This window comes from Microbacterium sp. CGR1, from assembly GCF_051062835.1.
GTDB lineage: Bacteria > Actinomycetota > Actinomycetes > Actinomycetales > Microbacteriaceae > Microbacterium.
Genome location: NZ_JAOTPG010000002.1, coordinates 35961 through 48860, shown reverse-complemented (window position 1 = coordinate 48860; position 12900 = coordinate 35961). Strand labels below are relative to the sequence as shown.

10 protein-coding genes are annotated in these 12900 nt (G+C 65.2%); 2 read left to right on the top strand and 8 right to left on the bottom strand.

Translation table 11 applies throughout. From position 1 onward, the window contains the following. Positions 1–86 precede the first annotated feature (86 nt). Both OD997_RS15205 and OD997_RS15200 read right to left on the bottom strand, forming a co-directional pair. On the bottom strand, positions 87–662 hold the full coding sequence (locus tag OD997_RS15205) for a Swt1 family HEPN domain-containing protein (protein ID WP_434332425.1): 576 nt from the start codon (positions 660–662) through the stop codon (positions 87–89). Between the two features lie 2 nt (positions 663–664). Continuing rightward, the gene (locus OD997_RS15200) at positions 665–1303 is read right to left on the bottom strand and encodes a DUF5343 domain-containing protein (protein ID WP_434332424.1); all 639 of its coding nucleotides are present in this window, start codon (positions 1301–1303) and stop codon (positions 665–667) included. 183 nt (positions 1304–1486) lie between these two features. Between OD997_RS15200 and OD997_RS15195 the strand changes: the two genes are divergently transcribed. Continuing rightward, positions 1487–2890: an FRG domain-containing protein gene (locus tag OD997_RS15195; RefSeq protein ID WP_434332423.1), complete on the top strand. Its 1404-nt coding sequence runs from the start codon at positions 1487–1489 to the stop codon at positions 2888–2890. Between the two features lie 77 nt (positions 2891–2967). Here the strand turns inward: OD997_RS15195 and OD997_RS15190 are convergent, their stop codons facing one another. The 5 genes from OD997_RS15190 to OD997_RS15170 all read right to left on the bottom strand — a co-directional run bounded on the left by OD997_RS15190 (position 2968) and on the right by OD997_RS15170 (position 8819). Beyond that, entirely contained in the window at positions 2968–3663 is a 696-nt protein-coding gene (locus tag OD997_RS15190; protein WP_434332422.1) for a DUF4145 domain-containing protein, read from the bottom strand. A gap of 534 nt (positions 3664–4197) precedes the next feature. Beyond that, entirely contained in the window at positions 4198–4371 is a 174-nt protein-coding gene (locus OD997_RS15185) for a hypothetical protein (protein ID WP_434332421.1), read from the bottom strand. Between the two features lie 113 nt (positions 4372–4484). Beyond that, positions 4485–5843, bottom strand: coding sequence for a S10 family serine carboxypeptidase-like protein (locus tag OD997_RS15180; RefSeq protein ID WP_434332420.1), 1359 nt, complete (start codon positions 5841–5843; stop codon positions 4485–4487). Between the two features lie 19 nt (positions 5844–5862). Continuing rightward, positions 5863–7326 carry a S10 family peptidase gene (locus OD997_RS15175; RefSeq protein WP_434332419.1) on the bottom strand — a complete coding sequence of 488 codons (1464 nt, stop codon included), beginning with the start codon at positions 7324–7326 and terminating at the stop codon, positions 5863–5865. 50 nt (positions 7327–7376) lie between these two features. Then, positions 7377–8819, bottom strand: coding sequence for a helix-turn-helix domain-containing protein (locus tag OD997_RS15170; RefSeq protein WP_434332418.1), 1443 nt, complete (start codon positions 8817–8819; stop codon positions 7377–7379). Between the two features lie 110 nt (positions 8820–8929). Between OD997_RS15170 and OD997_RS15165 the strand changes: the two genes are divergently transcribed. Beyond that, entirely contained in the window at positions 8930–10792 is a 1863-nt protein-coding gene (locus OD997_RS15165; protein ID WP_434332417.1) for a phosphoenolpyruvate carboxykinase (GTP), read from the top strand. Between the two features lie 157 nt (positions 10793–10949). On the opposite strand, the gene OD997_RS15160 is transcribed toward OD997_RS15165, so the two are convergent. Next, positions 10950–12833: an ABC transporter ATP-binding protein gene (locus tag OD997_RS15160; RefSeq protein WP_434332416.1), complete on the bottom strand. Its 1884-nt coding sequence runs from the start codon at positions 12831–12833 to the stop codon at positions 10950–10952. Between the last annotated feature and the right edge of the window lie 67 nt (positions 12834–12900).

The window sequence follows — 12900 nt, the reverse complement described above, 5'->3', positions numbered from 1 at the left end:
CCCTACTCGGGACAGTTTGACGGTTGACATCAACCTGATCCGGCCGGCGACCGACCCATCGCTTCAGTTGACGGGGCAGCGTTCCGCTAAAGGCCGACCTGCTTGTTCCAGTCGCGCATCAGTATGCCAATCCGCTCTACGTCCGGCATCTCGAGATTTCCGCTGTGCATGATGACATTACGGGAGCGCTCGATGGTGCCGAAGATAGACGTTGCCCAGTCCAACCGCCGCACATACGGCTCGAACAGTTCCCAGTTCTGTTGCATGATGTTTGGCAGATGGCCCAGCTCGGTGTAGCTCAGGAGGTTTTCCCCTCGCACGCCGTGCCATTTCGTCTTCTCTTCGTCATTCTTGCGGCTCTCCGCAAACTCGCGAATCTTCTTGGAAACGCCCTCATCCCACCAATCCTCCGCGAACGCGTCAATCAGAACTCTGGAGACAAACTTGCGAACGGAGTGTTCGAACGCGGCTATGGCGGCATACAAAACGGACATCAGACGCGCGGCGTCGAGCATGTCTGGGTCGAAGAGTTCGAGACTGAGCGCCCTCTCGATGTCTGCCTCCGTGGCGCTGAAGACAGTGCGGCCGGGACGGCCTGCTGCGTCTAGAGCCTCCTCAGTGAGCATGCCGCGGTAGACGAAGTTATACAGCCGATCGTCCACGGTCAGCCCAGATGCTCTCTCAGAGACTTGAAAAGTGCATCGTAGACCGCGGGATCGCGCGACTCAGGCAGATGAATGTTGATGTTGTAGACCAAGTCGCCGATCGCCTGCCTACCGTTGCCGCCCCTGCCCGGAGCCCGGCGTTCCGGCGTGTCAAGTGCGACCTCATCCTCGGCGCTGTCGCCGACCAAACTTTGCTCCTCGTCCAGGCTCGTAGTGTTGAAATCCGCCATCTTCACCAGTGCGGCGAAGGTAGCTGCCATTTGGGTTAGCACGCGGTCTGTATACGCGCCTTCGGATAACGTCTTCATCTTGTTTCGGACGTCAGTCGACGTCATGGTGTTGGCGTTCTTGTTCACTTTGAATAGGTCACTGTACGCCTCTCGTATTGCCTGGGCCAGCACCACCTCGGAGCGAGTCTGGTCGAGATACTCGTGGTACCGCCGGGTCGGAATGCCCGACTCGTTGAGCATTCCCAGCGCTTTCAGTACGTTCACCATCGCGCGATCGTTGCTGCCCGCGTATCCAAGGCCTTCCAAGAATTTGATCGTGAACCGATCCGGTGCCTGCGCTGCTTGCATCGCGCGGAGGATGTCAGCAGTGTTCTTGGTGCTAGTCAGGTACGCCGTTGGCAGACTCATGGTCAGATCATAGCGACGTGGGCGCAGTGCGGAGATTCCCATTCAGGCTCACACTGCAAGCGGCGACGATGTCTGCGAAGGGCTCCGCGTCGACGGCGAGGATCGAGCCTTCAAGCACGTCGAAGACGAAGTCAGAGATCTTTATCACCGATATCGTGATGCCTCCACGCGCTAGCCTCAACTATGACCAAGAACGAACCCGAGGGTGACGACACGCCGGGCGATGAATCCACGCCGTCAGCGGCCGACCTCGGAGCGGAAGAGGTCAACGCTGACGACCTCGCGTCTGGACCCTCCACTCCGAGCGGGTTCACGACGGATCAGTATGGTGCTTTCATCAACTCGATACTCCTGGGGAGCGAAGCCGTTCGCGGAATGCGGGAGCAAATGGCGGCTACCCTCGCGCCCGCGATCAGGTCTATGCAAGAACAAGTGGCCAAGAGTGCCGGAACATTCGCCTTAGGCATCGAGGCCTACAACCGCGCGATGCTTCCCTCCGCTGAGGTAGTAACGGCACTCGCGCGTCAACTGAAAAACATGCCCGCGCTGACCCGTCCGGGGGACTTCGACGAGCCCAGTCCGCCCCAAGGCCCGTATTCGGATGTGATGGATTCGCCGCGCAGTTACTTCCAGGCGACAGAAGAGGTCATCGAGTCATTCGACGATCTGCATGCGGCTATCACCAAGCTCATATCTAAGACTCCTGAACTTCCGCTTGTGTGGCGCGGAGTCAGAAGCGCCGACTGGGGGCTACACAGTTACCTCTACAGACATCTGATGGAGGTGAATGGCGTCGTGCCGCCTGCGGAGCGACCGACGGAGCCGCAGCCCTATCCAGATGAGGATCAGATGGTCGCCGCTGAGCGCGAGGTTCTCCGGATCGCACGCAGTGACTGGAGATTCGACAACCTCTCAGCGCTAGAGACATTCGCTAGAGTGCAGCATTTCGGTGGACCGACGCGCCTAATTGATGTGACGAAGAATCCCTACATCGGCGCGTGGTTCGCTATCGAACTCGATGCGACGACCGAGAGCGATGACGCTCGTCTATTTGCGCTAGCCACCAAGCCGGTAAGCCGCGAGGGGAAGCAACAGCCGCCTGACTCGGCTCTTTCATTGGATGACCTTGGCGCGGCGCGCGACCCGTTCTGGCATTTGTTGGAGACGAACGCCGATCGGCAACTGTTCGAGTGGGGGACCGGTGCCCGACGTCGTGTCTGGGTGCCACCGGCATACGATCCGCGTATCTCTGCTCAGAACGCCGCGTTCATCCTTGACGGGGTACCTATCACGTCCTCGAAGCTTGCGCCGTACTTCAAGATCGAGGGAAGCACGTATTGGAGGCGGAACGATCTGCTCGCTTCTGCATCGATATACGCGAAGATGTTCCAGTCGACGGCCAAGCCTCGATACAACGCACGTAACTTCGCGCCGACGTTCAGCTTCCGCATCTCCGCCGAAGCGAAGCGCGAGATTCGCGAGGTTATGGAGAGCCGTTTCGGCTATCGGCGCTCGTACATCTATCCAGATATGTCCGGGCTAGCTAGCCACCTAAAATCCCTACCCCTCGACGGTAGCGCAGGTTGAAGGGGCCGATCAGGCAAATCTCACTCAGTCGCTTGATGAGAGCGTCCTGGCTCCCGCACTGCTAGGCGCAGAACGGGCTACCAGGCCCGGCCAATGATGCCCGCCTGTGGTGGGGTGTTGTCATCTGCCTTCTTTTGGCTTTCGTGCTCGGCAGCGGGCGACTCACGCCGTGCTCGAATGCGCGCAGTCCGAGCGGGTCCTTGGAACACTTCGTTCAAGACCTCATCCATGAGCGCTAGAACCTCAGCTGCGTCGTCCTTGGAAGGTGCAGCCTCGATGTCCCCGTGAGCCATGTCGTTCCCGAAGTGTCGAATCTCGTGCGCGGCATCCTTGGTGCTGCCGCGGATGAAGTCCTGCTCGGCGAGTGCGTCGATCTTTTGCACAAGGCGACCCGACGTGATGCCTTTCGCTTTCGCTGAGGCTTCGACAACAGTGCGTGCCATAAGTATCGCGGCCATGGGCGCTCCGACTGCGAAGGCAACGTGTGCCTCCTTCGCAGCTTGCTCTATGTGTTCGGGCACGTCGGAGAAGCTGGGGGTCTGAGCCTTGAGCGGGTGCCAGGTCAAGGCGGTCCGTCCGAAGATCTCCGGGGTGTTCGACGGGTGCACATCGTTCGGCAGTTCTCCGAAGGCCACTGACATTCGTGCGCAGTTGTCGCACAAGAACGCGCCTTGCGCGGTGTAGATCGTGCGTGCGGGGATCGTTCCGGCCATGTTCTTCAGATGAAACGGACCGATCGTGCGTTGGTGGATGTGGCTGACTTGCAGTGTCATGTGAGTGAGCCTGCCGCAGTATCCGCACGTCGTTGATGTCATGTCCACATTTTGGCAGTCGTCTGGCACGCCTCAGGCCAGATTCACACTGATCCTGAAGTTCGTCACGAGATTATCTCGGGGGCGCGCGGTCAGCGGTGGTGATCGCGTTCTGCACCACCAGTCAGATCACTCAGCGTGACGGAAGTGTGGGCGGCTCTTCTGGGAGCGCTCGTTGGTGGTCTTTTAGCTGCCGGAGCGGGTGCGTGGCAGACCGCCAAGGTGTTGAAAGCACGACCCCGCACTGACCACTACGCGCGACGCCACCCAGTAAGTAGTTCGGCGCAGCGCTCTGGGCTGGTGCGGCGCGCAGCGTCAGTTAATACGGCCTTGAGTCGCCCATGGGTTGCCCTCGTCAATACTGCAGGCCGCTTCGTCCCGAGCACGGTCTACTGTGTGCCTCCTATGAAGGGTCAGCCGGGCCGGGCCTCAGTGTTAGTGGCTTCAGGGTTGTCGTGGTCCAACCCGAGCCCGGCCCGGGGTGGGTGCGGCTCGTCATCTGAGTCCTCTGCAGATCGCACGCAGCGATTCACCATCGAGCACGCGCTGCACCGCAGCCCGGAGGGTCTTTGCCCTGGCATCGTGCAGCACCATCACGCCGGTGGCCGTGGCCGACCCGCCCTGAGTGGGCGCCCTGACAGCCCGCTGCACGTCGGCTGTGACCTGCATGTGGCCTTCTGCTCGCCCTCGTACTGACTCCATGCGGCCACCGTGCGCGCTCCGGCTCTCCGCTTCTCCCCGTCTACCCCACCCTCTCATCCAGCGGTGTCCTTGCTGTCGCATCAGCGCTGCAGGAACGCGCGGAGGTCGGCGTTGAGCCGGGCTGAGACATCGGCGTCGCTGTACATCATGTGCCCGGCCTCGTAGCGGTGGGCTTCTGTACGCTCGCGCGGCAGGTTCCAGTGGCGCAGCAGGTGGTCGGCCGCGCCGACGGTCGTGAGCGAGTCGTAGACCCCGGTTCCGATGAAGAGCCGCGACCGGGGCATCTGTGTCATCCACTGCGAGAGCCGTGCCGGGTACGGATAGGTGTGGAACGGCGACGGGCGGCCCATAGCGATGAACCGCGCGCTGCCCTCGTCTTCCCACGTCCAGTTCCTGCCGGCCTCGGGGTCGACGATCCGATACGGACGATCAGGGGAGTGGGGGAAAGCCGTGGCCAGCAGCTGTGCGAGTCCAGAGGCGTACCGCGGCGACAGCGCGACATCAGACGGGTCGATATCCCCCTCTCCCCGCGAACGATCCCCGGCCCGCGACCGGTAGCGACTGTCCGTGACTCCCAGCGAGCTGCCTGGCAGCAGCCGTGCGCGGAAGTCCTGCTTGCTGATCCAGAGTCGTGAATCGATCAGCTCCTGCGTCGGGATGCCGATCATGTCGGACAGCCTCGCCGCTGTCTCCGAAAGCGCGGATGCCGAGATCTCATCACCCTGCAGCATCGCAAGTGCCAGGTCGTTGCGCGCGAAGTCGAGCGCGGCGTCGATCGCATCGTCGACCGATGAGTGCTCGCGCGAGGCGACGCCGTGGAACCACGCGGTGGCCGCCTTGTAGGGCAGGTTGGCGAGCGCGCCGACGACGTTCCCGGGCCTGTCGAGGGTCTCCTGGATATTCACGGCCTGTCCGAGCAGCGCGATGCCGGCGAGGGGCGCGGTGTCCACACCGTGTGCGGTGGTCGCGAGAAAGGCCGCGCGCTGCGTGCCATAGCTCTCGCCGAGGAAGAACTTCGGAGAGTCCCACCGGCGGTGACGGTTCACCCACTCGGAGATCGCGACGGAGATCGCGTCGGCGTCGCCCTCGACGGAACGGAAGGCCGATGCATCCGCGCCCTCGGTGAACGAGCCGAAGCCGGTTCCCGGGGCATCGAGGAACACGAGGTCGGCGACATCGAGGATCGTCGATGGACTCGCCTCGATTCCGTAAGGCGGGGAGCCGTCGGCCACAGGGTCGAGAGGGATCCGCGCACGCCACGGGCCGATGCCGCTGAGATGCAGGTAGACCGACGACACCCCCGGGCCGCCGTTGGTGAGGAACAGCACGGGGCGAGTGGGCGTGCCGTCGACGACGTAGCTGAACGCCGAGACGGTGCCCTGCGCGCCGCCGTCGGAGCGGCGCAGTGGCAGCTCCTCGAGGCGCGCGGTGTACTCCACGGGACCCACGCGCCGCATATCAGCGGGCGGTGGCGTCGAGGTAGAACGCGTCGAGGTCGCTCTTCATCCGCTCGACCGCTCGCTCGTCGACGAACGTCATGTGACCGGATTCGTAGAACGTGAAGCGGATGTTCTCGCGTAGAGACGGCGCGAGGTAGAGGTGAGCGACGTCGAGCTCCGGACCGAAGAAGGGCGTCGCCAGGTCGTAGAAGCCGCCCATGACGTAGACCTTGAGGTTGGGATTGCGTCGAACCGCTGCCGAGAGATCGAGCGAGACATCGGGAACGAGCTGCGGAGCGTCGATCCCCGGCGCCTTGTGCTTCCAGTCCCAGGCCCGGGCGATCGGCATGTTGTGCAGGTGCCGGTAGTGCAGCTCGCTCGTGTAGCCGATGTCATCGACCAGATGGGTGCGGTACGTCGACAGGTGGGCGCTGTTCACCCCGGCTGTCGCGGCATCATCGGTCGCGGGGTCGTGCGAGCCGTTGCCCACGACGTACTGGTGCTCGGCCGTGAAACGGGTGTCGAAGCGTCCGATGACCTTGCCCTCATCGGCGAGCAGCGCATAGCGGTACTGCTCCATGCCGATGCGGAAGTGGTGCTGCTTCAGGTAGTCGGCGTCGAGCCCGATCAGGGCGCTCAGCTGTTGGGCCACCGCATCCTCCTGCACGTCGGGAAGCAGGTCGCCGCGCAGCAGAGCTTCGGCGAAGGGGCCCTGCGCGAACTCGCGGGCATCCGCGAGGAACGGATCGAGCGCCTTGTGCGTCGTGCGCGCCTTGCCGTGATACCAGGCGGTCGCCGCATACGAGGGCAGCAGGTTGATGTACTCGCGCGGTCCGCCCAGGTTGCTTTCGCCCCAGTTCAGCACGGTCGACAGCAGCACCACGCCGTTGAAGTCGAGTCCCTGGTTCTGCAGGCGGTGCACGAGCGCCGACGCCCTGGTCGTGCCGTACGACTCGCCGAACAGGAAGCGGGGGGCGTTCCAGCTGTTCGTGATCGTGAGCCAGCGGGTGATCGCCTTGGCGAAGGCGTCGACGTCCTGGTCGACGCCGAAGACCTCGGACTCCTTGGCGTCTCCGAGCAACCGCGAATAGCCGGTGCCGGGGGCGTCGATGAACACGAGATCCGACGCGCTGAGCAGCGTGTGCGGGTTGTCGCCCGAGAGGTAGGGCGCCGGAGGGGTTGCCTGCGGGGTGTTTGTGGGGGTGCGCTTCGGGCCGAAACCGCCGATGTTGAGCCATAGGCTCGCAGATCCGGGGCCGCCGTTGAAGAGGAACGTCACGGGGCGCACGGGGTCGCCGTCGACGCGGTCGGCGATGTACGAGGTATAGAACATGCTCGCGAGCAGTCGCTGCTCGTCGTCGCGGACGATTACCGTGCCGGCACCCGCGGAATATGCCAGCGTGCTCCCGCTCACCGAGATCTGGTGGCGACGCGACGTGAACGTCTCAGAGGTGGCGGTGTCGGCAGGCGTCGGCTCGGTCACGGTGCTCCCTGGATCAAAACGAATGAGTAAATTGAATATATCTTAATCAATCACTCGCTCGCGTGCCGCCCGAGGAAGTTGTAGACCTCGTTGTCGTCGACACCGGGGAACGCGCCGCGGGGGAGCGGCGAGAACATGTGCGTGTGCACGCGCGCGCTGGGCCAGGCCTTGCCGTTCCAGCGCTCGGTGAGGTCGGCTGAGGGGCGTCGGCAGCAGGCCTCGTCGGGGCACGTCGAGACGGCTCGGTCGGTCGTCTCGCGTCCGCGCCACCAGCGGGCATCGTCGAAGGGCACGCCGACCGTGATCGAGAACTCGCCGTCGGTCGAGGCGCCCGTCTGGGTGGAGCACCAGAAGGTGCCAGACGGTGTGTCCGTGTACTGGTGGTGCTCGTTGGTGCGGTTCTGCTGGGTGAACGCCGCCCGTGCCTGGAACTTGCGGCACACGCGCTGCCCCTCCACGGCGCCGGTGACGTCCATGGGCAGCGGGAGGTCGTCGTTCTCGTAGACCCGGGTGATGGCGCCCGTGGCATCGACGCGCAAGAAGTGCAGGGACATGCCGAGGTGCTGCGTGAGCAGGTTCGTCATGCGCATGCCTGCAGCCTCGTGTGTGACGCCGAACGCGTCGCGGAAGTCCTCCACCGCGAGGTTGCGATCCTTCTTCGCCTGCTGCAGGAAGGCCACGGATGCCGTCTCGGGCATCAGGCAGGACGCGGCGAAGTAGTTGATCTCGAGGCGCTGCTGCAGGAAGTCGGCGTAATCGGTGGGCGGGGTGTGTCCGAGCAGGCGATGCGCCATCGCCTGCAATGCCATCGACCGTAGACCGTGACCACCGGGGATCGACGCCGGCGGCAGGTAGATGCGGCCGTTCTCGAGATCGGTGACAGAGCGTGTCGAGTGCGGCAGGTCGTTGACGTAGATCAGCTCGAAACCGAGCTTGTCGGCCATGATGCTCACCGTGCGGTGCGTGAGAGCGCCCTGCACGTGGCCGGCCGAGCGGAGCTGCTTCTCTGCGAGCTTCTCGATGTCCCCGAGGTAGTTGTTCTGCGCGCGCATCCGCAGCCGCAGCTCGGTGTTCGCGCGTCGTGCCTCCTCCGGCGTGGCGATCGCCTCGCGCTCGCGTCGCTGCAGCTCGCGGTGCAGTCCGAGCATCGACTCGATCGTCTCGTCGCTCATGCCCTTGGTGACGCGCACCGGGGCGACGCCGAGCTGGCGGAACACCGGGCTCTCCTGCGCGCGTTCGAGCTCGATCTCCAGCGCGGCGCGGCGGTTCGGCGGCTCACCCGAGATGAGATCCGTCACCTGGGTGTCGGTGGCCTGGGCAATCGCCTGCAGAAGCGACAGCTTCGGTTCGCGTTTGCCGTTCTCGATCAGGCTCAGCTGCGAGCCGGCGACCCCGACGAGTGCGCCGAGCTCATCGAGTGTGAACCCCTTCTCGAGGCGGTGGTGCCTGATGCGGTGACCGAGAGTCGCGAGGTGGATGCCGGAAGGAGCCATTCCTTGATCTTAGCGAAAGAATAACGATTCTTATCGTCATGAATGACGGAAAGTCGTGTTCGGAGGGGGTGAGGATGGAAACAAACGCCCCTCACTTCAAAGGAGTAGTCATGGCGATCGCCGAAGTCTTCACCCCCCGAGCAGCATCCGTCGCACCGGTGCGCACCTTCGGGACGGCTCCGACGTATGACACTCCCGCCATGGCGGAGCTCGCCGCATGGGTCGACGAGATCGCCACGCTCACGCAGCCGGCCTCGATCCACTGGGTCGACGGTTCGCGTGCCGAGAACGACTGGCTGCTGCGCGGGCTGGTCGACGAGGGCAAGCTCATCAAGCTCAATCCCGAGTGGCGTCCCGGCTCGTACCTCGCCCGCTCGCACCCCAGCGACGTCGCCCGCACCGAGGGCCGCACCTTCATCTCGTCGGAGAGCGAAGAGGACGCCGGCCCTACGAACAACTGGGCGCCGCCCGCCGAGATGCGCGAGAAGATGACCGAGGTCTTCGAGGGATCGATGCGCGGTCGCACGATGTTCGTCGTCCCGTTCTCGATGGGTCCTGTCGGGGGCCCCCTCTCGCACATCGGCGTCCAGGTCACCGACAGCGCCTACGCCGTCGCATCCATCGGCATCATGACCCGCGTCGGCGATGCCGTCACGCGTCAGATCGCCGACGGAGCGCCGTGGGTCAAGACGGTCCACTCGGTCGGAGCCCCGCTCGCCGCGGGTGAGGCCGACGTCGAATGGCCGTGCAACGACGACAAGTACATCGTGCACTTCCCCGAGACGCTCGAGGTCTACTCGTTCGGCTCCGGCTACGGCGGCAACGCGATCCTCGCCAAGAAGTGCTTCGCGCTGCGCATCGCCTCGGTGATCGCCCGTGACGAGGGCTGGCTCGCCGAGCACATGCTGCTCATCCGCGTGATCGACCCCGCGGGCAAGGCATACCACGTCGCTGCGGCATTCCCCTCGGCCTGTGGCAAGACGAACCTCGCCATGCTTCGACCGACCATCCCCGGGTGGCGGGTCGAGACGCTCGGTGACGACATCGCGTGGATCCGCCCGGGTGAAGACGGTCGCCTGTGGGCGATCAACCCCGAGGCCGGCTTCTTCGGTGTCGCACCCGGCACCGGCGAGTCGACCAACGTGACGGCCGTCGAGACCTTGTGGGGCAACACGATCTTCACCAATGTCGCGCTGCGCCCCGACGGAGACGTGTGGTGGGAGGGCCTGACCGATCAGGCCCCCGCTCACCTCGTCGACTGGGAGGGCAACGACTGGACGCCGGACTCCGACCGCCCCGCCGCGCACCCGAACTCGCGCTTCACGGTCTCGGCCGCGCAGTGCCCGCAGATCTCCGAGGACTGGGAAGAGGCGGTGCCGCTCGACGTCATCCTCTTCGGCGGCCGCCGCGCGACCAACGTGCCGCTCGTGGTCGAGGCGACCGACTGGACGCACGGTGTGTTCCTCGGGTCGAACATCTCGTCCGAGCGCACGGCCGCGGCCGAAGGTACCGTCGGCGAGCTGCGCCGCGACCCGTTCGCGATGCTTCCGTTCTGCGGCTACAACATGGCCGACTACTTCGGCCACTGGCTGACGGTCGGCCGCGGACTGCGTTTCGACCGCGCTCCGCGCATCTTCCAGGTCAACTGGTTCCGCCGGGGCTCCGATGGTCGGTTCCTGTGGCCCGGATTCGGCGACAACTCGCGCGTCGTCGACTGGATCATCCGCCGCATCTCCGGCGAGGTGTCCACCGTCGACAGCCCGATCGGTCGCCTGCCCATCGTCTCGGACCTCAATCTCGACGGCATCGACGTGCCCGAGGCCGATCTCGACGAGCTGTTCTCGGTCGACGCCGAGGCGTGGAAGACCGAGGCCGACCTGACCGAGGAGTTCTACGACACCTTCGGCGACAAGGTCCCGGCTGCGCTCCGCGCCGAGCTGGCGTCGCTGCGCTACAGGCTCGACAAGGCCTGACACAGACCGGCGCCGGTTCGGGGGAGCCGGCGCCTCACCCTTTCCCAGACCCGCGAAGGCGGGACGTCAGAGACGAACCCATGGCTGAGTGGTCTCCGGCATCCCGCCTTCGCGTACTTCTTCGCCTGGAAGCAGCGTGATCAGCGGAGCAGCGTGATCAGGCAAGCAGCTGGTGACGCGCGAGGTCGCGGTACAGCGGGGTCGACTCGACCAGCTCGGCATGCGTGCCCTGACCCACGACGACGCCGTCCTGCAGCACGACGATGAGGTCGCTGTCGACCACGGTCGACAGCCGGTGCGCGATGACGATCAGCGTGCGGTCGGTCGACACGGCATCGATCGCTTCGCGCATGCGCTGCTCGTTCACGCCGTCGAGCGACGAGGTGGACTCGTCGAGCAGCAGGATCGGCGCATCGGTCAGCAGAGCGCGCGCGATGGCGAGGCGCTGGCGCTCACCGCCCGAGAGCATGACGCCGTCTTCGCCGACCGGTGCTTCGAGGCCCGACGGGTTGCGCTCGAGCACGTCGCCGAGGTTCACAGCGCGCAGCACCTGCTCGCACTCGGCATCCGAAGCGTCAGGGGAGGCGAGTCGAAGGTTGTCGGCGAGTGTGCCGGCGAGTGTCGGCGCATCCTGTTCGACGTATCCGAACTGCGCGCGCAGCTCGTCGCGGGGGTAGGTGCGGGCATCGTGTCCGTAGAGGCGGATCGAGCCGCCGGTGGGATCGTAGAACCGCTCGACCAGCGACAGGATCGTGCTCTTGCCGGCGCCGCTCGGGCCGACGAGCGCCACGCGAGCGCCCCGCGGCACCGCGAACGAGACCCCGCGCAGAACCTCGCGTTCGGGTGCTGCCGTCGCGTCGTCGGCGGATTCGAGGTGCGCATCGGCGAGCAGCGTCTGCGCCTCCTTCGCTGCGGCCTGGCGCGCGGCGACGACGTTCTCGGGGTACCGGAAGTGCACGTCCCGGAACTCGATGGCCGGTGCGTCAGGGGCGGGCGCGTCGCGCGTGATGGTCGCTGCGATCTCGTCGTCGTGCTGCGTCTCGGTCGGCAGGTTCAGCACCTCTTGGATGCGTCCGAGCGCTCCGAGAGCCTGGTTCACCGAGGTGATCGCGCCGAACGTGGTGGCGAGCGGCATCACCAGCATGAACAGGAACATGATGAACGTGATCAGCGAGGCGATCGTGATCGTGCCGGCGGCGACGCGGAATCCGCCGACGCCGAGCACGACGAGCAGGGACACCTGCAGCGCGACTCCCGCGATCGGCACGACGAGAGACGAGATCTTCGCGATCCGCACGCCGATGCCGTACGCCTCGGAGGCGAGCGTCGACACGGACTCGGTCTCGCGCTCGGTGGCGCCGGACGCCCGCACGGTGCGGATCGAGCCCACGGCCCGCTCGACTCCGGAGGCGAGCTCTCCGACCTTCTCCTGCTGCGCGGTTGACGCGGTGCGGATGCGGCCGCTGAGCGCGGTGACGACCACGACCGAGATCCCGATCACGATGACGATCAGCAGCAGCAGCACGGGATCGATCACGAGCATCGCGATCAGCGCGCCGAGGAACAGGATCGCGCTGCCGACGGCATCCGCCAGTCCCTGCGTAAGCACGGCGTACAGCAGCGTGGTGTCGGTGCCCACCCGCGAGACGAGGTCGCCGGTGCGGCGCGCGTCGAACTCACTGATCGGCAGATGCAGGATGCGGGAGATGAGCTTGCGCCTGCTGGAGTACACGACGGCGGTGCCGGTGCGCTGCAGAAGGTAGTGCTGGTAGCCCGAGATGATCGATGAGACCACCACGAGCCCGACGAGCACCCACACGAGGATGCCGAGGCCCTGATCGGACTGCACGGCTTCGATCACCTGTCCGACCAGCAGCGGCTGCGCGAGCGAGGTGGCAGCGCCGAAGACGCTGAGCACCGCGACGACGATGAGCGTGCGCTTGTGCTCGAAGAGGAAGGGGAGGAGCTGGCGGAAAGTGGCGCGCGGACCATCCTGCGGCGCGCCGCGTCCGCGTCGGCGTGACGTCGCCGTGCTGGACATGCGGAACCTCGTTCTGAAAGGGGTAGTTCGACCGTACTTCGTGCAGGGCCGAATTCTGTGGATGGGC

Bases quoted from the DNA above. Each gene is read 5' to 3' on its own strand.
- OD997_RS15190 (WP_434332422.1), bottom strand. From the start codon at position 3,663: ATGACACTGCAAGTCAGCCACATCCACCAACGCACGATCGGTCCGTTT.
- OD997_RS15170 (WP_434332418.1), bottom strand. From the start codon at position 8,819: ATGGCTCCTTCCGGCATCCACCTCGCGACTCTCGGTCACCGCATCAGG.
- OD997_RS15165 (WP_434332417.1), top strand. From the start codon at position 8,930: ATGGCGATCGCCGAAGTCTTCACCCCCCGAGCAGCATCCGTCGCACCG.
- OD997_RS15185 (WP_434332421.1), bottom strand. From the start codon at position 4,371: ATGCAGGTCACAGCCGACGTGCAGCGGGCTGTCAGGGCGCCCACTCAG.
- OD997_RS15195 (WP_434332423.1), top strand. From the start codon at position 1,487: ATGACCAAGAACGAACCCGAGGGTGACGACACGCCGGGCGATGAATCC.
- OD997_RS15160 (WP_434332416.1), bottom strand. From the start codon at position 12,833: ATGTCCAGCACGGCGACGTCACGCCGACGCGGACGCGGCGCGCCGCAG.
- OD997_RS15200 (WP_434332424.1), bottom strand. From the start codon at position 1,303: ATGAGTCTGCCAACGGCGTACCTGACTAGCACCAAGAACACTGCTGAC.